This window comes from Caballeronia sp. SL2Y3 (genome assembly GCF_022879575.1).
Classification (GTDB): Bacteria; Pseudomonadota; Gammaproteobacteria; order Burkholderiales; family Burkholderiaceae; genus Caballeronia.
This window is the reverse complement of record NZ_CP084260.1, coordinates 612,180-632,135: the sequence shown is the minus strand read 5'-3', so window position 1 is coordinate 632,135 and position 19,956 is coordinate 612,180. Positions and strand designations below refer to the sequence as shown.

Sequence of the window (19,956 nt, the reverse complement as noted above, 5' to 3'; positions counted from 1 at the left end):
GCTCAGAACGCGATGCCGAGCGTCAGATACGGCTTGATGCTCTTGTTCTTCAGGCCGTAGGCGACGTCCACGTTGACCGGCCCGACCGGGCTGCGCCAGCGCGCGCCGACGCCCACGCCCGGCTGAAACACGCGCTCGTGCCAGGTATCGGTCGCCGTGCCGATGTCGAAGAACACCGCGCCGCCCCAGTCGTGCGTGAACCAGTGCTGATATTCGCTGCTGCCCGTCACCATGTACTTGGTCGGCAACACCGAACCGGAGACATTGTGGCCGATACCCAGATAGCTATAACCGCGCACCGAATTCGCGCCGCCCGCGCGAAACAGCAGCGACGCCGGCACGCCGCTCGACGGCCCGGTCGTGAACACGCCGCCGAACTCGGCGCGAAACACCAGCAAATCGTTCTTGCCGAGCGGCAGGTACTGCTGCGCATTCGTGTAGAGGCGCGCGAACGTCTGATCGGTCATCACGTTTTTCACGGCGAAGCCCGCCTCCGCCCGGATCACGTTGCCGCGGCGCGGGAACAGCGGATCGTCGACGTCGCGGCGCACCCACGTCCACGCGGGCACGAGCGCGCGCGCGGTCGACGGGTTCGGCTCGTTCTGCGTGAGACGGTCGTCGTAAAAGGTCAGCGAGTACGTCGTGTCGATGTTCTGCGTCGAGCGCGAACGCTGCACGCCGACGCGCGCGCTGTAGATCTTCGTATCCGATACGTCCGTGATCGTGTAGGAGCCGAACACCGCGTTGACCCAGCCGCGCGAATCCGGCGGCATGGCGAGCTGCACGCGGCCGTACTGCTGCGTCTGGTCGAGCCGGCCGGAGATGGTGAACGGGTACGCCGCGCCGAACGTATTCAGATAGCTGTAAGCGCCCTGAATGTGAAAGCCGGTGTCCGTCGCATAGCCGACGCCGTAGCGCACGCTGTTGTACGGATACTCGCTCACCTTGATGTGCAGCGGCGTCTCGATGGGCTTCGTGACGTCGTTGCTCGCGTCGATCGCGACGCTCGCATAGTACGGCGTGTTCTGCACCTGCCGCTGAAGCTCGTTCACGCGGGCGATGTCGTAGATTTCGCCTTCGTGGATCGGATTCACGTTCTCGATGATCTTCTGCGGATAACGCTTCGTGCCGCTGATATCGAGCTTGCCGAAGGTGAAGGTCGGGCCGCTGTCGAACGTGACCGAGAGATCCGCCATCTGCGTGCGCGGATTGATGCGCGCCTGCGACCGGACGATGCGCGCGCCGAGATAGCGGCGCGATTGCAGCGCCCGCAGCGCCGCGCTCTTCGCGTCGTCCCACGCGTGCTGCGAGAAGGCGTCGCCTTCGTTGACCGAAAACGCGAACCGCGCGGCGTTTTCCTGCGCGCGGTCTTCTGTCGCCACCGCGCCCGTGAACTTCAGGTCCACCGAAGCGACTTTCGTCTGCGGACCGGGATCGACGCTGACTTTCACCGAACGCTTCTCGCCCGCCGTGTTGACGTCCGTGCGCACGACCGGCGTGAAATAGCCCTCGGTCGCGACGAGATCGCGCACGTCTTTCGGCGTGGCGGTGACGAGGAACTGGAACTGGTCGTCGCTCACGTCGTCGCGCTTCGCGAAACGCGCGAGGTCGAGATGATCCTGCAACAGCTTCTTGATGCTGCGCGGTGCGTCGATGTCCACGTCGTATTTCGCAAAGGCGGGCGTCGCGGCCGCCAGCAATGCAAGCACCGCGAGCGCAGCCGACGCAAGGCGGAACCCGGCGACGGCGGCCGGGCGATTGCGGCCAGGAGGCGCAAACGGTTTCGCTGTGCGCGGTATTGCGGCCAGGTTGCGCAGCGCGCGCAGCGAATCAGACAAACGCCCCGCCAAACGTGACCTCCGGCATCGGGATGAGTGGGAATCGAAAGGTGAAGCGGTCCTGCGGGTGCTTCCGGTACGGCTCGAGTGCGGCTTCGGCGCGGCTCGCGCCGCACGGCGCAGGCGCTATTTCACCACATCGATGCGCGCGGGCGACGCAAAAAAGCACGGTACGGCACGAAAGCCGTGCGCCGTTGGACGGCGCGAGGGCCCGGCGGGTTCCGCACGCGAGCGCGGCAAGCGCCGATATGCGTGGACCGCGCCTCTCCTTGCGGTAAAATCGCCGACGAACTCGCGCGCCCGATTGCCCGGGCGCGCCGCCCTCATCGAACCGAATCGACTCAACGGAAGCCGCATCATGTATCAGTCGGACATCACCCAGTTCATCAATCAGCTGAAGGCGCAGAAACCCACGCTGGAAGACGAACAGCGCCGCGGCCGCGCGCTCCTGTGGGACAAACAGCCCGTCGATCTCGACGAGCGCGCGCGTCAGCAAACCTCGCGCGTGAAGCAGACGCCTTACGTGTACTACCAGAACTTCTGAACGTGAGCGCCGGCCAGGAGCCGCAAGCAGCGCGGGACGATGCACGCGAAACTCGCGACGTGGCGCTCGCCGCGCCGGCGACCGATTCGACGCCCGACACCATCGACGGCGTCGCGATCGCGCATCTGTACGGCGAGCCGCTCTGGAAGCTGCCGACGGATCTCTACATTCCGCCGGACGCGCTCGAAGTCTTTCTGGAAGCGTTCGAAGGCCCGCTGGACCTTCTGCTCTACCTGATCCGCAAGCAGAATTTCAACGTGCTCGACATTCCGATGGCGGATGTCACCGCGCAGTATCTCGGCTACGTGGACCAGATTCGCCAGTCGAATCTGGAACTGGCGTCGGAATATCTGCTGATGGCGGCCATGCTCATCGAGATCAAGTCGCGCATGCTGCTGCCGGTCAAGAAAGCCGACACCGGCGAGGACGCCGAAGACCCGCGCGCCGAACTCGTGCGCCGGCTGCTCGAATACGAGCAGATGAAGCTCGCAGCGCAGCGCATCGACCAGTTGCCGCAACTCGGCCGCGACTTCCTGCGCGCGGAGGTCTATATCGAGCAGGCGTCGGTGCAACGCTTCCCGGACGTCGACATGAACGACCTGCGCGCCGCCTGGGCCGACGTCATCAAGCGCGCGAAGCTCGTGCAGCATCACAAGATTTCGCGCGAAGAGCTTTCGGTGCGCGAGCACATGAGCATCATCCTGCGCCGTCTGCAAACCGCGCGCTTCATGGAGTTCACGGAGCTTTTCGATACGTCGCGCGGCGTGCCGGTCGTCGTCGTGAACTTCATCGCGATGCTGGAGTTGTCGCGCGAATCGCTGCTCGAAATCACGCAGGCCGAGCCGTATGCGCCCATCTACGTCCGGCTGGCGTACTCTCCTGCCTAAGAACCCGCTTTTCTCCCACATTTGCCTCGGGGCAGCCGTTTTTCACGCCGCCCGCCAGGAGACACCCGCTCGATGAAAGTCATCAGCTCGATCCATGAACTGCGCGACCAGTTGCGCGGCCAGAACCGAACCGCCTTCGTCCCGACGATGGGCAATCTTCACGAAGGCCATCTCTCGCTGATGCGGCTCGCGCGTCAGCATGGCGATCCCGTGGTCGCGAGCATCTTCGTGAACCGCCTGCAATTCGGGCCGAACGAAGACTTCGACAAATATCCGCGCACGTTGCAGGACGACATCGAAAAGCTGCAAAGCGAGAACGTCTACGTGCTCTTTGCGCCGACCGAGAAGGACATGTACCCGGAGCCGCAGCAGTATCGCGTGCATCCACCGCACAATCTCGGCGACATTCTGGAAGGCGAATTCCGCCCCGGCTTCTTTCATGGCGTGTGTACCGTCGTGATGAAGCTGATGTCGTGCGTGCAGCCGCGCGTCGCGGTGTTCGGCAAGAAGGACTACCAGCAGTTGATGATCGTGCGGCAGATGTGCCACCAGTTCGCGCTGCCGACGGAGATCGTCGCCGCCGAGACCGTGCGCGACGAAGACGGCCTCGCGCTGTCATCGCGCAACCGCTTTCTGTCGCCTGCCGAGCGCGCCGAGGCGCCGCAGCTGGCCGCGCAACTGCAGCGCGTGCGCGAAGCCGTGCTGTCGGGAAACCGCGATATCGCCGCGCTCGAACGCGACGCCATGAACGCGCTCGCCGAGCGCGGCTGGAAGCCCGACTACGTGAGCGTGCGCAAGCGCGCCGACCTGCTCGCGCCGGGCGAGGCGGACGCGGATGCGCCGCTCGTCGTGCTCGCCGCCGCGAAGCTCGGCGCGACGCGCCTCATCGACAATCTGGAAATCTGAAGGAAGTCCGCAACATGCAACGCACCATGCTCAAATCGAAGATTCATCGCGCGACGGTCACGCACTGCGAGCTGCACTACGAAGGCTCGTGCGCCATCGACGAGGATCTGCTCGAAGCGGCGAATCTCCTGGAGAACGAGCAGATCGACATCTGGAACGTGAACAACGGCGAGCGCCTGACCACGTACGCGATCAAGGGCGAGCGCGGCAGCGGCATGATTTCGCTGAACGGGTCGGCCGCGCGGCGCGCGCAACTGGGCGATCTCGTCATCATCGCGGCATTTGCGCAGGTGGACGAAAAGGAGATCGCGGCGGGCTGGAAGCCGAATCTCGTGTTCGTGGACGACAACAACCGCATCAAGGGCAGCCGCGATCACGTGCCGACGCAGAACTGGACGTAAATCGTCGGAGCTTTGCCCCACGAAGCCGGCGCATCCGTCAAGGAGCGCCGGCTTTTTTCATTTCTTCTGCACCCAGTCGATGATCGGCTGCCACTGCTCCAGATCCTTCTCGACGCGGCTTTGCGCGACATCCCAGATGGTGAGACCGTGCGCGGCGAGCTGCACGTAGTTCTGCGTGTCGCGCAGAAAGGCGAGCACCGGCAGATCGAGCCCTTCCACGAAACGATGCAGCTGGTCTGCCGAGCGCGTGCGCGCATCGACGCGCATGCCGACCACGCCCACCTGTATCGAGCCTTTGCGCACCGCCTTTTCCTTCGCCAGCTTCGCGAGAAATTCCTGCGTCGCGAGAATGTCGAACATGGACGGCTGCAACGGCACGATCACCTTGTCCGCCAGTTGCAGCGCCAGCGCTAGCCGGTTGCCGTGTACGCCGGCCGGTGTATCGACGATGGCTTTTTCCAGACCTTTCGGCGGCTTCGTAGGCGCATCGGGATTCACGCCCCATTCCTCGATTTTCGGCAGCGTGTCGACGCGCAGCGAAAGCCAGCCGTGCGCCGAGCGCTGTTTGTCGAGATCGGCGAGCGCGACCCATTCGCCGTTCGCGGCGAAATAGCCTGCGAGGTTCGTTGCGAGCGTGCTTTTGCCGACGCCGCCTTTCGGATTTGCCACCACGATCACGGTCATGGAATGTCCTGATATTTGTACGGCGCGCGAGAAAGTGCGGAAGCCGCGCGCACGGTTTCGTCGTTATAGAACGGATACATGATTCGAGCCGTTGATAATATCGGCAAACGACACGCGCGGCACGCTGGCCGGTTGGCCGATGGCGCGCGCTTTCTCTTCTCGACCGGATGACCGCTCATGCCCCTTCGCCCCGACGTCACGCTCGACTTCTTGCGCCACCGCCAGAAAGGCCGTCTGCCCGATCTGCTCGGCATCCAGCTGCTTTCGCTCGATGAAGGCGCGCTCAGCGGCGAACTCGTGATCCGCCCGGAACTGCTCGCGCCGAACGGCTTTCTGCACGCGGCGACCGTCGTCGGGCTCGCGGATACGTGCTGCGGCTATGCGTGCATCGCGCATCTGCCGGAGAAGGCGCAAAATTTCACGACGCTCGAACTCAAGAGCAACCACGTTTCGACGGCGCGCGAGGGGAAGATCGTCGCGAAGGCCAGCGCCGTGCATCTTGGACGCAGCACGCACGTGTGGGACGCGACGGTGACGAATGGCGACGGCAAGCTGATCGCGATGTTTCGGTGTACGCAGATGATCCTGTACTGACGCCCTTACCCGAACAACGCCGCCACCGCATCCATATCGAGCGACTCGGCAAACGCATCCGCGAGACGTTCCAGCGACGCCTCGCGCAGCGCGGGATAGTCGAGCGGCGCGGCATCATCGACGCCGGCCCACGCGAGCAGCGCGGCGCAGGCTTCGGGCGTATCGAACACGCCGTGCAGATACGTCGCGGCGATCTGTCCATCGTCCGATATCGCGCCATCGACGCGCCCCGAATCCAGCGCGACCAAGGGCCGGTCCAGCGCCGCGCCGCTCGTGCGGCCCATGTGAATCTCGTAGCCACGCACGGGCGCTGAATCCGAATCGACCAACAAGCGACCGCTCACGTTCTCCAGTTGCTTCTGCGGCGTGAGCATCGTGTACAGATCGAGCAGGCCGAGACCCGCAACACGCCCCGCCGCGCTTTCCACGCCATCCGGATCGTCGATCTCGCGCCCGAGCATCTGCATGCCGCCGCAAATGCCGAGCACTTTCCCGCCGTATCGAAGATGCCGGGTGATCGCGCGATCCCAGCCGTGCTCGCGCAGCCACGCGAGATCCCGCTGCACGCTTTTCGACCCCGGCAGCACGATGAGATCCGCAGGCGGCGGCGCGACGCCCGCGCGCACGTACTCGAAATCGACCTGAGGATGCGCCCGCAGCGCATCGAAGTCCGTGTGATTGCTGATGCGCGGCAACGCCGGCACGATCACCCTCAGCGCCGCGCCTTCACTCGGCGTACGGGAATCGCGCGGCAGCATGTCTTCGGCATCGAGCGTGAGGCCATGCAGATACGGCAGCACGCCGAGCACGGGCTTGCCAGTCTGCGCTTCGAGCCAGTCGAGCCCCGGCTTCAGGAGGCCGATATCGCCGCGAAACCGGTTGATGACGAAGCCGCGCACGCGCGCCCGCTCGCTCTCCGACAGACACGCCAGCGTGCCGACGAGATGCGCGAACACGCCGCCGCGATCGATGTCCGCCACCAGCACCACCGGGCAATCGACGCGCTCGGCGAAGCCCATGTTCGCGATATCGCGGTCGCGCAAGTTGATCTCGGCGGGACTGCCCGCGCCTTCCACGATCACCGCGTCGAAGTCGGCCTGCAAGCGCGCGTACGACTGCAAGACGGCATCGAAGGCAATGCTTTTGTACGCGTGATAAGCGCGCGCGTCGAGATTGGCGTGCGCGTGGCCGTGGATGATGACCTGCGCGCCGCGATCGCTCGTCGGCTTGAGCAGCACCGGATTGAAGTCGATGCGCGCCGGCACGCCCGCCGCGACCGCCTGCAACGCCTGCGCGCGGCCGATCTCGCCGCCGTCGATCGTCACCGCGCTGTTGAGCGCCATGTTCTGCGGCTTGAAGGGCGCAACGCGCGCGCCGCCGCGCCGCGCGAGACGGCACAGACCCGCGACGAGCGTGCTTTTGCCGGCATCGGACGTGGTGCCCTGAATCATCAACGTGCCGCGCGGAGTGAAGGGCATCGGAGGATTCCCATGAAGAACGACGCGCTATCTTAGCCCGTCAGTACAATATTGCGATGATCCCCGACATCACGTTCATTCTCGGCGGCGCTCGCTCCGGCAAAAGCGCGCACGCCGAACGCCTCGCCGACGAAAGCGGCCTGCCCGTCACGTATATCGCGACGGCGCGTATCGGCGATGCCGAGTTCGCCGAGCGCGTGCGGCATCATCGGTTGCGCCGGCCCGCGCACTGGACGCTCGCCGAAGCGCCGCTCGATCTCGCGGGCGCGTTGCGCGAGGCGGATCGCGCGGGACAGTGCGTGCTGATCGACTGCCTCACGCTCTGGCTCGCGAATCTGCTCTGCCCTCCCGATGCCTCCTTCGACGAGCCCGCCACGCTGCCGCCCGCCGCCATCCAAGCATTCGATGCCTTCGACCGCGCCCTCGCCGATGCGCGCGGCAAGGTCATCGTCGTGAGCAACGAGATCGGGCTCGGCGTGGTGCCGCTCGGCTCGGTCACGCGCCTTTACGTCGACGAGCTCGGCCGGCTGAACCAGCGCGTCGCGGCCGCCAGCACGCGCGCCATGTTGATGGTCGCGGGCCTGCCGCTCGTGCTAAAGGGCTAAAGGGCTAAAGGGTCGAACGTCATGCTCCTTCTTTCCGTCTACGCGATGTCGCTGCTCGCCGTCCTCGGCGTGATCGTCGATCGCATCGTCGGCGAGCCGCGCGGGCGGCATCCGCTGGTCGCGTTCGGCCAGTTCGCGACGAAGCTCGAAGCGCGGCTCAACACCGGGCATCGCGCGCGGCCGGCGGGGATTCTCGCGTGGATCGTCGCGGTGGCGCCGCCCGTTTGCATCGCGTGGCTCGTCGTGAGCGTGCTGCCGTTCGCGTACGCGTGCATCGTTCACGTGATGCTGCTGTGGTTCGCGCTCGGCGCGAAGAGTCTGCGCGAACACATCGCGCCGATTGCGCGGGCGCTCAGTCTCGGCGATCTCGACGGCGCGCGGGCGCTCACGTCGCGCATCGTGTCGCGCGATACGTCGGAGGCGGACGAGCTGGCGTTGTCGCGCGCGGCGGTCGAATCGGCGCTGGAGAACGGCAACGACGCGATCTTCGGCGCGCTCTTCTGGTTCGCGATCGCGGGCGGGCCTGGCGCGCTCGCGTTCCGGCTCGCGAACACGCTCGACGCGATGTGGGGTTATCGCACGCCGCGCTATCTGCGCTTCGGCTGGGCGGCGGCGCGCTTCGACGACGTGCTCAACTACATCCCCGCGCGTCTCACGGCCGCGAGCTACGCGCTCACGGGCGACACCGGCATGGCGTGGCACTGCTGGCGCACGCAGGCGCGTTCGTGGGACAGTCCGAACGCCGGCCCGGTGATGGCCGCGGGCGCGGGCAGCCTGAACGTGCTGATCGGCGGCGCGGCGGTCTATCACGGCGTGCTCGAAGCGCGGCCGACGCTCGGCGCGGGCCACAACGCGACGCCCCGGCATGTGGTGGCGGCGCTGCGGCTCATCGACCGTTCGGTGCTGCTGTGGCTCGCCGTCTTTCTGGTCCTCGCCATCCTGAGTGTGACGACGAATGCCTGATCCGATTCCGCACGGCGGCAATTTGCGCTACGCCGCGCGCCGCTATTCGATACCGCTCGACGACTGGCTCGATCTCTCGACGGGCATCAATCCGCGCGGCTACCCGGTGCCGCCCGTGCCGCCCGACGCCTGGCGACGCCTGCCCGAAGACGACGACGGACTCGCCGATTGCGCCGCGCGTTACTACGGCGCGCCGCTCGCGTTGCCGGTGGCGGGCTCGCAAACAGCGATCCGCGCGCTCCCGTATCTGCTCGAGCGCGGCACGGTGGGCGTCGCGCCGCTGACCTACGGCGAATATGCGCCGGCGTTCGTTCGCGCGGGGCATCGCGTCGTGACGCTCGATGTCGCCTGCGCGGAGCTGCCTGCGTCGCTCGATCACGTGATCGTCGCGAATCCGAATAACCCGACGGCCGAGCGGCTCGACCGGAAAACACTGCTGCGCTGGCAAGCGCGGTTGGCTTCGCGCGGCGGCACGCTGATCGTCGATGAAGCCTTCGCCGACGCCGATCCCGCCGCGTCGCTCGCCAGTGACACCGCCCGCGAGGGTCTCGTCGTGCTGCGTTCGGTCGGCAAGTTCTTCGGGCTGGCGGGCATCCGCGCGGGCTTCGTGCTCGCCGCGCCCGCGTTGCTCGACCAACTGCGCGACGCGATGGGCGCGTGGACCGTCGGCGGACCGGCGCGGCATGCGGTCATGGCCGCTTTTGCCGATCACGCGTGGCAGGCCGAGACGCGCGAGCGCTTGCAGCGCGACGGCGCACGACTCGCCGCAATCATCGCGCGACATGGGTTCGATGTGCGCGGCACGCCGCTGTTCGCATGGACGCAAACGCAGCGGGCGCGGTCGCTGCAACACGAACTGGCGATGCGCGGAGTCTGGACGCGGCTCTTCGAGCGGTCCGATATGACGCCGAGTCTGCGCATCGGTCTGCCGGGCAGCGAAGGCGACTGGGCGCGGCTTGAACGCGCGCTTGCGGAGATCGTCGGATGAACTGGTTCGCCGTCTTCGCGATGAATCGAGCTCACGCGTCGTTGAACTGCCGGTGCCAGCGGAGACCGCCGCATGAAGGCGCGCACATGGAGACTGCACTTAATCGCATGCGTCGCCCTCATTCCAATGAATCACGCCCACGCCCCACTGACATGGCCCGCGCCTGGGCAGATCGCCGCATGACGACGCGCACGTTCAACTTGCGTCTCGCCACATGCGCCGCCCTTCTCGCAATGAACCAAGCGCACGCGTCGCTGACCGTCACCGACGACACCGGCGCTCCCGTCACGCTCCCTGCGCCCGCGACGCGCGTCGTGAGTCTCGCGCCGCATGTCACCGAGTTGCTGTACGCGGCGGGCGGCGGCGCGCGCATCGTCGGCACGGTCAGCTATAGCGATTATCCGAAGGAAGCGCAGTCGATTCCGCGCGTCGGCGACAACAAGGCGCTCGATCTCGAGCGAATCGTCGCGCTGCATCCGGATCTGATCGTCGTCTGGCGGCACGGCAATGCCGCGCGTCAGACGGACAAGCTCAAGGCGCTCGGCATCCCGCTCTTTTTCAGCGAGCCGAAGCATCTGGCCGACATCCCCGCGAGCATCGACAAGCTCGGCGCGCTGCTCGGCACGGAAGACACGGCGCGCGCCGCATCGACGGCTTTCACGCGCGATATCGCGGCTCTGCGCGCGAAATACGCGCAACTGCCGCCGGTGCGCGTGTTCTATCAGGTCTGGGACGATCCGCTGATGACGCTCAATCGCGACAACGTGTTCAGCGAAGTGATCGGGCTATGCGGCGGCGTGAACGTGTTCGCTGCCGAAGCGCCGCGCGTGCCGACCGTTTCGACCGAAGCCGTGCTCGCGGCGAACCCCGAAGCGATCGTGACCGCGACGCCCGGCGCGACGAAGCCCGACCGCCCGTTGCCCGCGCTCGACCGGTGGAAGCAGTGGACGTCGCTGACGGCGGTCGCGCGTGGCAATCTGTTCGGCATCGACGGCGATCTGATCAATCGGCCGACGCCGCGGCTGGCGCTCGGAGCGGCGCAGCTTTGTCGTGATTTGGATGGGGCGCGGAAGCGGCGTTGAAAGCGGAGGCGGATGGCCGAATGCGAGCGTACGGGCCGCCTTTGTTGGGAGGCGGTAGACAGATGCGCCTAGACGAGTTCGTCCTGCGTTGCGCAAGCCAGGCGCGCTCTGCGTACGAGCGTGAGCTTGTTTGGCAATGAGCCGCTGAAACAGGCAATCGCGCATGGGCAAGTCAAATCGCTATCAGACGCGTGCATAGCCATCCGCGCAAGACGAGCAGATCGAACAGCCGCACTCGAGCGCGGCGGGCTCGAACACCAGCGGTCGACCGTCGATGGCGGCTGAGGCATCGCCGCCAGAAACGAGGGGAAACTTGCCGTCGTGCTTGGGACAGATCGCCATGTCGCCCAACACGCACTGTCGGATGTCGTTCACGGGGAAGCCGCTGGCTTCCACCATGACGCCGCCGCCCGAATGTCTGTCGCCTAAACGAATTGCACCGCCTGACATTGATTTACCTTCCTTGTTGATCTTCGACGAATAAACCTTTCTCATGGCGCAGTCCGCGATTCGATATCCATCGCTTCGGGCCACTCGACCTTCGGTGCCAGACGCAGGGCGAGGTTGTACGGCGCAACATCGTTAGCATTGCGCGGTTCACCACCCGCACCGCCCCAGCGAAACTCGTCGCCGCATCGGCCACTCCCCCCACCGCCGCGAACACCCCACCCGCCTTCACCAGCACCTCACCCAGCCCGATCACCTTCGATAACGTGGGCGTGACCTCCGTCCCCGCGCGCTGAATGAACGCCTGTATCGCCTTGGCCGGAATCTTAATTGCCTGCCCTGCGATCTCCGCGCCGCCACCCATCATCCCGATCGACGCGCCATAAAACGACGCCACGGCCTCCGGATGACGCGCGCCCACTTTCGCATCCAAATCCGCAAGACTGTTCTTCAGCGAGTCTTGCAGGAAGTACAGGCTGATCATCGACAAGCCGCCGTCCACACCGTTAATGGACAAATTCTTCAAGCTTCTGAAGCTGCCACTGGCGAAATCACGCGCGGCCTGTCCGGCGATCTTGATGCCGCGCAGCGCTTTGGCGACCTCCGGCTCCAGGTTCTTCAAGCCCGCGGCTACTTCGCGTAACACCTCGCCCGTATTAGCTTTCAGCCCACCGCCCGCCGACATTAGCCGTTGCTTTGCCTGTTCCGCGCTACCCTGTACCCACAGTGTCACCTCGATCAGTGTCTTGCGCACAGCAGGATTTGGGATGGCAATCAGGCCAGCGAAGACCATCGCCCGCACGCGCCGTCCGGCAGCTTTGGTGGAATCGACCGAGCCGCGCAGATTTTCGGAGAGGATATCGAAGCACTCGCCTACGGTGAGCTGTATCTTGACCTGTGTCAGCTGGAAACCTCCGTAGAGCCAGTTAGCTCCTTGGTGGAGTCCGTTCAGGGCCAACTTGGTGCCATCGCTCAGTTGCTTGTCCAGGCGGTTGACGGCGTCGTGCATGGCGGCCAGCAGACGATCCGCAGCCTCGGCGGTGAGGTGCTCGCGCAAGTCGGCGACTCCCTTGCTGCCGGCGACACCTTTCACGCTGTCGTAATACTTCTTGCCCGCATCGTTGGCCATATTCGCTGCGTTGAACAGCGGGGTCAGCGCGGCGAGCAACTGCGTGCGCTGGCCTTGGAGGGCCACGTAAGCAGCACTCTTCGGATCGCTGAGCAACTGCTGCCAGGCCTTACCGCTCGGACCCAACACTTCAGGTGTCGGCTTTGCACCGGGTTTGGCCGGCGGAGGCGGCCCATCGGTCACGCCGCCCAGCAGGCAATCCGACACCATGCTCAGACGGGATGCCCAGCACCGAGATTCGGTGTCTACGTAATCCAGTTCGACGATGCGGCTCCAGTCTGCCTTGACCACGGCCTCGGCCCAATCCTTGGCATACGCATCGATACGTTTCTGGGAATCCGCTGAAGCCTTGTCGTACTGATCCTGAAAGTCCTTGCGTGTCTTTTCATCGTAACGATCCTCCAGGCGGGCGTGACGGCTTTTTGTCTTGCTGGCTGCGAGCTGGTCGGTCTGCCGCGCGACGTCGACGGGAGGCATGCCAGCCTTGGCGGAAAGAAATGGATTGTTGTTCCAGGCTTCCACCCGAGCCGCATTCGCCTTGGCTTCGGCTGCGGCGTCATCGCGTGCGCGCGAAGCTTCCAGTGCCTTGATGCCGAGCAGACATTGCGAGGTAAGGTATTTGTAGCGAATCGTCGGCTCTTCCGCCCAGCGCTGCTTTTGCGTGCGTTCGGCAAGACGCAGGTTGTTGAGTTCGTGAATCGTTCCTGCCGGGTCGGGCAGGACGATGCCCGCGACGCCATTGGGCAGTTGGTACTGCTTCTCCATGATGTGCAGAAAATCGCGCATGGCCTGCGTGCGAGACTGGCGCGAGTACCAGCCGTGTACGCTGCCGAAATCGCTCATGACGCTTGAGTATTCAGCAACCTGGCCCACGAGCGGATGAGCGTGTTCCAGCGCGAGCGCCTGAGCTTTCGCGGGATCGGTCTTCAAAATGGTCAGATCGACGACGGTAAAACGACTGCGCCAGTCGCTACGAAGCGGGACGGCGAAGCGTGTGCCATTGCCGTCGGTCTTGATGGTCTTCCCAGTTTTGTAGGCGTCGAGCACTGCCATAGCCCAAGGGTCCTGCGAAAACGCAATCCACGCTTCCTTGTACCTGCTGGTGTCTATGTTCAGGAACGCGGCACGCAGATCATGCCCGGCAGTGATGCAATCCTTCGAAAGCGGCGGCGCCTTGGCGCGCGGCATCTCGTAAGGGTTGAAGCTCCGTAGATACCCTTCGGGCGTGACCTGATAGGCCTGCCAGTGGTTCTGGTCGAGGAGCACGTACACATAGCCTTCGCGCAGCACGCGCGCACCCATTTGCGTGTTCGGATTACTGAGCGTCCCGTGCTTGGCTAGTGATTGGGTGGCCGGCAACACGGCTTCGCGCAGCGGCAAGATGGGCAAGCCCTTGCGCTGACATGCGTTGCAATGTCCCGGTGTGACCGGACTGGTTTCCGCGCCAGCGGCGCTGAGCGCTCGGCTCGTGCTCATGAGTATTCCTTCGCTGGGGGCAGTGACGCGACGATGCGCATCCACGCGCGATCGTCATACTGTTCTAAGAGGACGCTTAGGCTGGACTCGCCGCGAGCTGCTCGCTTGATGTCGGCCTGGACGCCCGGGTCGTACGGGACGTGAGGATGCACGGACACCCGCACAAGCGCCAACATGATGATGTCGTGGCTATCACGCAAGCCGAACTTCCGTGCATCGCGAATCAGGCGATACGCATGGGCCGCTGCCTGCGGCGGAAGCATGCTGACAGGAGAGCGCCAGCGATGCGGCGCATAGTCCATTGGCGCGACTGTCGAACGCTTCCACGCCGCGAGTACGGCAGCGACCAACGGCGCCTCGCGCTGAACGTCGAACGCAAGGGCAGGCAAAGGTGTTGCGGGGGTGTCGCGACTTTCAGTGAGCACCGCGAAGTCGCCCCAACTGGTAGGACACAGCCAATGCGAAATTGGACTGAGGCGACTGGCGAATTCGCTGCGCGCCGCGGACGCCAGCAGTTCGAGTCGGAGCGGCTCAAAGACCGGGAAGAACTCCTCCATGTCGGGTTGTGAAGAAAACTGGCAGAACGACACGAGGTGCGCCGCCAGCGCCTCGGGCGGTAAGCGGCTAGTCAGCCATCCGCAGACGTACGGCTTGCGGTAGCCTCGATCGTCCGCTGCGTAGGCATGCGAACGGGTCAGTAGTTCCTCATCGGGTCGATCCTCAGGCTCGGCCAACGTAATCAAAACCGGGAACGCTTCCGAGGCGTGAGAAAGGTCGGGACGCGGCACGCGCTGAACGGCAGCGTCGCCCAGACGTTTGGCGAGCGAATTGATGTGGAGAGGATTCGCCTCATCGCACGCGGACAGGGGATCGAGCAAGAGATAAAGATATTGATCGGCCGGCCGGGTGTCGCGCGCGAAGTTCAGAACAGTGTCCACGCTCATCGGTTCTTCTCCACGCAATCGGCCGCGCCTTCCATCACCGAGCCATTGAACGAGAGGCCGTTGCCCGATCCGGTGCTCACCGTGACGGCGCCCTCAAGGCGGATCTGAGGCCCCTTGATCGTGATGCCACTGCCGTCGATCGTTATCGTGCCACCTGGCCCTTGAATGACCGCGCGGTCGCTGGCCTGCAACTGGTACATCTGCGTCTGGCGTTCGATGCTTTGCCCGACGCTGAGTTTGTGATGCCCCTGCACGGTTTGTTCGACGTGGCCTCCCACCTCGGTGGTGTGGTTGGCAGTAATCTTATCGGTGCGATCATTTCCTATTGTTTCGACACGATTCTTGCCGATGGTGAGCGTGTGGTTGCGCTCGATCATGAGTGTGGCGTCCTGGCCGACCCGGTGAGTACGGTTATGACCGACGCTCACCTCTTCGTCGTTGCCCACCGTCTCGCTACGGTCGTGCCCGATGCCGATGGTTTCATCACGCTCGACATTCTCGCTGCGGTCGTTACCGACGAAGATCGTCTCGTCATGATTGACGTGGATGTTCTGATCCTTCTGCGCGTGAACGTAGATTTCCTCCTGATCCTTCTCGTCCTCAAAGCGCAGCTCGTTGAAGCCATCGCCCTTGTGCGTCTGGCTCTTGATGGTCATGCGCGTCTTGTGACGCGGCAGCTCATAGGGCGGCAAGTTCTCCGCGTGATACGTGCGCCCGATGATGATCGGCTGGTCCGGGTCGCCGTCCAGAAATGCCACGATCACTTCCTGACCGATGCGGGGAATCGCCATGTGGCCCCAGGTCGCACCCGCCCAGTTCTGCGCCACGCGCACCCAGCAGGAGCTTTGCTCATCGGGCGGGTCGTTGCGCTGCCACGGAAAGCAAATCTTCACGCGGCCGAACTCGTCGCAATAAATCTCCTCACCCGCAGGACCGGTGACGGTCGCGATCAGCGGCCCGTCGATACGCGGCTTAGGTGGCAGCGGCGCTTTCCATTCGACATCGTCGGGCACCAGCTCGGCGGTGTAGCCGTAGTGCGTGCCTTGCTGAGCATCCGCAGATTCCTCTTGCTGGCTCACGTGCTGGGTGCCGCGATGCATGATGCGCACGGGCCGCCAGCCGCGATTCCATTCCTCGCGCGGATGGTCGACGAGATCGAAGCGCAAGCCCGGCACAAGGCGCGCGTCGTCGCCCTCGGCGATCGCAATCTGCGCATCGCGCCGCAGCGCCAAGAGGCGCGTCTGCGTGAAGGGAACACCGGCCGCATCTTCCTTGTAGCGTCCGGGGTAGCCGTAGCGTTCGTAATCCCGACCCTGGTGGTCGACATTGGCCCCGTCCTGGCTGTGCTGCTGGCCGTAGCGCGGATTCTTGAACGTGTAGTCGCGTTGCGCCTGACGGGCCGTCCGTACGCGTTCGGCGTAGCGGAAGCTGCGTAAGCCCGGCTCGGGCGCATCGCCGCCGGGATTCGGGTTATAGGAGACCGGCCCGCCCGCGATCGCGCCATGCACGATGAGCTTGTCGCCGTGGATCAGGCGGTGGCCGTTCGCGGAGAACTGAAAGGCATAGTAGAAGCCTTCCTCCGCGCCAATGCGCTGCACCCATTCGAGTGTCGACTCCCCTGCCTGCACACAATACTCACGGGGCAAATGCGTGCTAAACGCCATCTGTTCGTAGTCGGTGATGCCTTGCTCGGTCATCAGCGTCTGCAGAATCTGCGGAATGCTCTTCTGCTGGAACACGCGCCAGTCGCTGCGCAAGTCAGCCCGGGCCAAGGCCGGCGTCACCGTCGCGTGATACACCGTGCGTCGAAATCCCGTCTCGCCTTGCTCGAAGGCGCTGACGATGCCGTGGACGTAGCGCACTGGCACATCATCGCGCCAGATGGTCAGCAGCGCGCCTTGGTCGAGCACATCACCGAAGTCGACGGCAGGATCGTGGCTAGCAAGCTCCAGATCAAGCTCAAAGGGCTCGGAAAGCCCTTCCACTAAGTCAAAGCTGCGAACATCGAGCGTGAGGCCGCTCGCGGTCCCGAAAGTGAAGCGCAAGTCGGATTGACGCGGCATGAATAATGAGTTCCCCGAAAGGCCTCGTGCGAAGCGAGTAAGTCGTAAGATGCGGCGCACACGTCAGAAGAGACGTCCGTATGCGAGTATCCTCAATGGGCAAGTTTTCGATACAAGAAAACTCCGAATGCGTCCCTTATTTTGATATCAATGAGTCAGCGCGCAGCCTTGAAGCTTTGAAACTTGCTGGTCGGCAATCTGTTCGATGAGATTTCGACGTGATCTAAGCGGGACCGAAGAAGCGCCCTGGGGCGCGCAACCGCATCCGGTGTGAACCGCAGACGGAGTTAGGTAGGTGTTGGTCGTCCATGCCTGGCGCTGTAAGCGCGGTCGGAGAAGCTGCGGTCCCGAATCCTTCGAGGCGCGGCCGGGCGACCGAACGGCGGCCGTGCGCTCGCGTCGACCCGTCAAGCCGCGCGAACGTCGCGTACGGCTTGACACGACCTCGTCAGCACTCAAGCGTGCGTCAGAGACACGCGCTGGCAGCCAAGGAACCGCCAGGCATGACGCGTTCGGTATCGAACGCCGACGGACTTGCGCCCGCTAATGCCCTACGCATTCCACCGCACAAGCCCCCACCCCGTACCGAACCGCCGAAGCTGCACGATCCCGCCAAACGCGAGCGGCCATTGCAGCACGCTCGCCCGATCCACGCGCAGCAAATGCGCCGCGAGCACCCGCACGACGCCCGCATGCGCGACGACATGCACCGCATTCGACGCGTTCGCGCACGTGTCATCGAACCATCCCGTCACGCGCTCGCCGAACTGCGCGAGACTCTCGCCGCCGTGCGGACGCGCGTGCTCGATATCGGCGGCCCACGCGTCGATGAGCGCGCGGTCGATATCGTTCCAGGCGCGGCCTTCCCATGCGCCGAAATGCAGTTCGGAGAGCCGCGCGTCGATGCGAACCGCGCCGAGCGCCTCGGCCAGCAAAGCGCATCGGCGCAAAGGACTCGTGTGCCATCCATCGACGCAAGCGGGAACATCGAGCGAACGCATGCGCGCGTCGATCTCATGCGCCGAAGCTCGCGCATCGCGGGCAAGCGGCACATCGCTTTGGCCGTAGCAGACGCCTTCATCGACGGCCACAGCCGGGTGACGTATCAATACGAGGTCCATGCGAGCCCGACGAGATAGATCGCGATTTCGAAAATCTGCTGCGCGCAGCCGAGGCAATCGCCCGTATAACCACCGATGCGCCGCACGAAGTAGCGCCCGACGACCACGCGCAGCAACGCGAGCACGGCCATCGCGACGCAGGCGAACGTCCAGCCGAAGCAAAAGAGCCACGGCAAGCCGAAGAGCATCGCGATCGCGAAGGACATCGCGCTCATGCGCTGCGCGACCGGCTTCGCCTTGCCTTCGGCGCGCACGTAATCGAGCGTGACGAGATAGCTGATCGCGAACGCGCGGCTCGCGGCGTGCGCGGCAATCATCAGGACTACTGCACGAATCGGCGGCAACGCCGCGAGGCTTTGCCACTTCAGCGCGAGCGCGATGACGAGCGCGATCGCCCCGAATGCGCCGATGCGCGAATCGTGCATGATGCGCAGCACGTCGTCGCGCGTGTAGCCGCCGCCGAAGGCATCGGCGCAATCGGCAAGTCCGTCTTCGTGAAATGCGCCGGTGAGCAGAAGCGTCGCGGCCATCGAAAGCAGCACCGCGATGCCTGCGGGAAACACGCGCAGCGCGGCGAGATACACGAGCGCCGCGACGCCGCCGACCATCGCGCCGACGAGCGGAAAGTACCGCGCCGCCGCGTTCAGATAGTCGCGCTCGAAGCCGACCCAGCGCGGCACCGGCACGCGCGTGAAATAGCCGAGCGCCGTGAAGAAATAGCGCAGTTCGTCGAGCGGCCGGTTCATGTCAGGCTTGTTTGTTCGAGACGCCCGCTGCATCGAAGCTCGCCATTTCGTCGACGAAAGCCACGGCCGCGCGCAAGATAGGCAGCGCGAGCGCCGCGCCCGTGCCTTCGCCGAGACGCATGTCGAGTTGCAAGAGCGGCGCGGCGTCCAGATGCGCGAGCATGCGCTGATGCCCCGCTTCGTTCGATGCATGCGCGAACACGCAGTACTCGCGCACGTCCGGCGCGATCCGCGACGCGACGAGCAGCGCGGACGTCGCGATGAAGCCGTCGACGAGAATGGTCATGCGCGCTTCTGCCGCCGCGAGATACGCGCCCGTCATCATCGCTATTTCGAAGCCGCCGAACGTGGCGAGCGTGTCGATCGCGTTGCCGCTCGCCGCATGCGATGCGAGCGCGCGCCCGAGCACATCGCGTTTATGCGCGAGGCCGCGATCGTCGAGACCCGTGCCGCGGCCGACGCATTCGTCGATAGGCAGCGCGCACAAGCGGCTCATCAGACACGCCGCCGCCGACGTGTTCGCGATGCCCATTTCGCCGAAGCCGATCACGTTCGTCCCGAGCGACGCGTGATGGCGCACACGCGACGCGCCCCGCGCGATGCCTTCGAGCGCCGTCTCGCGCGACATCGCCGCTTGCCGCGCGAAGTTGCGCGTGCCGAGACCGAGCGACAGCCGCTCGTAGCCGTGATCGACCGGAATGGGCGTCGCCACGCCCGCATCGACCACTTCGAGCGCCATGCCGACCGAGCGCGACAACGCGTTGATCGCCGCGCCGCCCGCCAGGAAATTCGCGACCATCTGCGCCGTCACTTCCTGCGGATACGGACTCACGCCTTCGGCCGCGATGCCGTGATCGCCCGCGAACACGATCATCGCGGGACGCTCGATGCGCGGCTTCGTCGTCTGCTGGATCAAACCCATTTGCAGCGCGAGCGTTTCGAGCCGGCCGAGGCTGCCGGGCGGCTTCGTCTTCATGTCGATGATGCGGCGCAGCTCCGGTTCGATGCTGCGGTCGAGCGGGCAAGGCTTCGGCAGCGCGTGAGCAGTGGACATCGGCGT

General features: G+C 64.9%; 19 protein-coding genes. 9 read left to right on the top strand and 10 right to left on the bottom strand.

The annotated features are described in order from the left end of the window. Positions 1-2: 2 nt before the first annotated feature. On the bottom strand, positions 3-1,709 hold the full coding sequence (locus LDZ26_RS02985; RefSeq protein ID WP_244848092.1) for an autotransporter assembly complex family protein: 1,707 nt from the start codon (positions 1,707-1,709) through the stop codon (positions 3-5). A gap of 484 nt (positions 1,710-2,193) precedes the next feature. Between LDZ26_RS02985 and LDZ26_RS02980 the strand changes: the two genes are divergently transcribed. The 4 genes from LDZ26_RS02980 (at position 2,194) to panD (ending at position 4,576) form a co-directional block, all read left to right on the top strand. After that, positions 2,194-2,382: a DUF3460 family protein gene (locus tag LDZ26_RS02980; RefSeq protein WP_175940608.1), complete on the top strand. Its 189-nt coding sequence runs from the start codon at positions 2,194-2,196 to the stop codon at positions 2,380-2,382. Between the two features lie 59 nt (positions 2,383-2,441). After that, on the top strand, positions 2,442-3,269 hold the full coding sequence (locus tag LDZ26_RS02975; RefSeq protein ID WP_175940607.1) for a ScpA family protein: 828 nt from the start codon (positions 2,442-2,444) through the stop codon (positions 3,267-3,269). Positions 3,270-3,341: 72 nt separating this feature from the next. Beyond that, positions 3,342-4,175: a pantoate--beta-alanine ligase gene (gene panC / locus LDZ26_RS02970; protein WP_175939701.1), complete on the top strand. Its 834-nt coding sequence runs from the start codon at positions 3,342-3,344 to the stop codon at positions 4,173-4,175. A gap of 14 nt (positions 4,176-4,189) precedes the next feature. Further along, a complete protein-coding gene (gene panD, locus LDZ26_RS02965) occupies positions 4,190-4,576 on the top strand; it encodes an aspartate 1-decarboxylase (RefSeq protein ID WP_244848091.1) in 387 nt (128 codons plus the stop codon). Positions 4,577-4,633: 57 nt separating this feature from the next. On the opposite strand, the gene LDZ26_RS02960 is transcribed toward panD, so the two are convergent. Next, positions 4,634-5,260: a ParA family protein gene (locus tag LDZ26_RS02960; protein ID WP_244848090.1), complete on the bottom strand. Its 627-nt coding sequence runs from the start codon at positions 5,258-5,260 to the stop codon at positions 4,634-4,636. Between the two features lie 177 nt (positions 5,261-5,437). Between LDZ26_RS02960 and LDZ26_RS02955 the strand changes: the two genes are divergently transcribed. After that, positions 5,438-5,854, top strand: a complete 417-nt coding sequence (locus tag LDZ26_RS02955; protein WP_244848089.1) for a PaaI family thioesterase — start codon at positions 5,438-5,440, stop codon at positions 5,852-5,854. A gap of 5 nt (positions 5,855-5,859) precedes the next feature. Here the strand turns inward: LDZ26_RS02955 and LDZ26_RS02950 are convergent, their stop codons facing one another. Beyond that, positions 5,860-7,332 (bottom strand): cobyric acid synthase, encoded by a 1,473-nt coding sequence (locus LDZ26_RS02950; RefSeq protein ID WP_244848088.1) that lies wholly within the window; start codon positions 7,330-7,332, stop codon positions 5,860-5,862. A gap of 56 nt (positions 7,333-7,388) precedes the next feature. Between LDZ26_RS02950 and cobU the strand changes: the two genes are divergently transcribed. From cobU to LDZ26_RS02930, 4 genes are all read left to right on the top strand, one after another. After that, positions 7,389-7,937 (top strand): bifunctional adenosylcobinamide kinase/adenosylcobinamide-phosphate guanylyltransferase, encoded by a 549-nt coding sequence (gene cobU, locus LDZ26_RS02945; RefSeq protein WP_244848087.1) that lies wholly within the window; start codon positions 7,389-7,391, stop codon positions 7,935-7,937. Between the two features lie 21 nt (positions 7,938-7,958). Then, positions 7,959-8,900, top strand: a complete 942-nt coding sequence (gene cbiB / locus LDZ26_RS02940) for an adenosylcobinamide-phosphate synthase CbiB (RefSeq protein ID WP_244848086.1) — start codon at positions 7,959-7,961, stop codon at positions 8,898-8,900. Beyond that, entirely contained in the window at positions 8,893-9,888 is a 996-nt protein-coding gene (cobD, locus tag LDZ26_RS02935; protein ID WP_244848085.1) for a threonine-phosphate decarboxylase CobD, read from the top strand. The genes cbiB and cobD overlap by 8 nt, the downstream gene beginning before the upstream one ends. A gap of 233 nt (positions 9,889-10,121) precedes the next feature. Then, complete coding sequence (locus LDZ26_RS02930; RefSeq protein WP_244848084.1) at positions 10,122-10,970, top strand: cobalamin-binding protein; 849 nt, start codon at positions 10,122-10,124, stop codon at positions 10,968-10,970. A 183-nt stretch (positions 10,971-11,153) separates the two neighbouring features. Here the strand turns inward: LDZ26_RS02930 and LDZ26_RS02925 are convergent, their stop codons facing one another. The 7 genes from LDZ26_RS02925 to cobT all read right to left on the bottom strand — a co-directional run bounded on the left by LDZ26_RS02925 (position 11,154) and on the right by cobT (position 19,950). Next, positions 11,154-11,465: a PAAR domain-containing protein gene (locus LDZ26_RS02925; RefSeq protein WP_244848083.1), complete on the bottom strand. Its 312-nt coding sequence runs from the start codon at positions 11,463-11,465 to the stop codon at positions 11,154-11,156. Next, positions 11,425-14,022, bottom strand: a complete 2,598-nt coding sequence (locus LDZ26_RS02920; protein WP_244848082.1) for a T6SS effector BTH_I2691 family protein — start codon at positions 14,020-14,022, stop codon at positions 11,425-11,427. The genes LDZ26_RS02925 and LDZ26_RS02920 overlap by 41 nt, the downstream gene beginning before the upstream one ends. Beyond that, positions 14,019-14,966 carry a DUF4123 domain-containing protein gene (locus LDZ26_RS02915; protein WP_244848081.1) on the bottom strand — a complete coding sequence of 316 codons (948 nt, stop codon included), beginning with the start codon at positions 14,964-14,966 and terminating at the stop codon, positions 14,019-14,021. The genes LDZ26_RS02920 and LDZ26_RS02915 overlap by 4 nt, the downstream gene beginning before the upstream one ends. After that, positions 14,963-17,029 (bottom strand): type VI secretion system Vgr family protein, encoded by a 2,067-nt coding sequence (locus LDZ26_RS02910; protein WP_244848080.1) that lies wholly within the window; start codon positions 17,027-17,029, stop codon positions 14,963-14,965. Before LDZ26_RS02910 ends, LDZ26_RS02915 begins: the two co-directional genes overlap by 4 nt. A 551-nt stretch (positions 17,030-17,580) precedes the next feature. Continuing rightward, a complete protein-coding gene (gene cobC / locus LDZ26_RS02905) occupies positions 17,581-18,150 on the bottom strand; it encodes an alpha-ribazole phosphatase (RefSeq protein ID WP_244848079.1) in 570 nt (189 codons plus the stop codon). Next, the gene (locus LDZ26_RS02900; RefSeq protein ID WP_244848078.1) at positions 18,135-18,896 is read right to left on the bottom strand and encodes an adenosylcobinamide-GDP ribazoletransferase; all 762 of its coding nucleotides are present in this window, start codon (positions 18,894-18,896) and stop codon (positions 18,135-18,137) included. The genes cobC and LDZ26_RS02900 overlap by 16 nt, the downstream gene beginning before the upstream one ends. A gap of 1 nt (position 18,897) precedes the next feature. Continuing rightward, the gene (cobT, locus tag LDZ26_RS02895) at positions 18,898-19,950 is read right to left on the bottom strand and encodes a nicotinate-nucleotide--dimethylbenzimidazole phosphoribosyltransferase (RefSeq protein ID WP_244848077.1); all 1,053 of its coding nucleotides are present in this window, start codon (positions 19,948-19,950) and stop codon (positions 18,898-18,900) included. Positions 19,951-19,956: the final 6 nt, after the last annotated feature.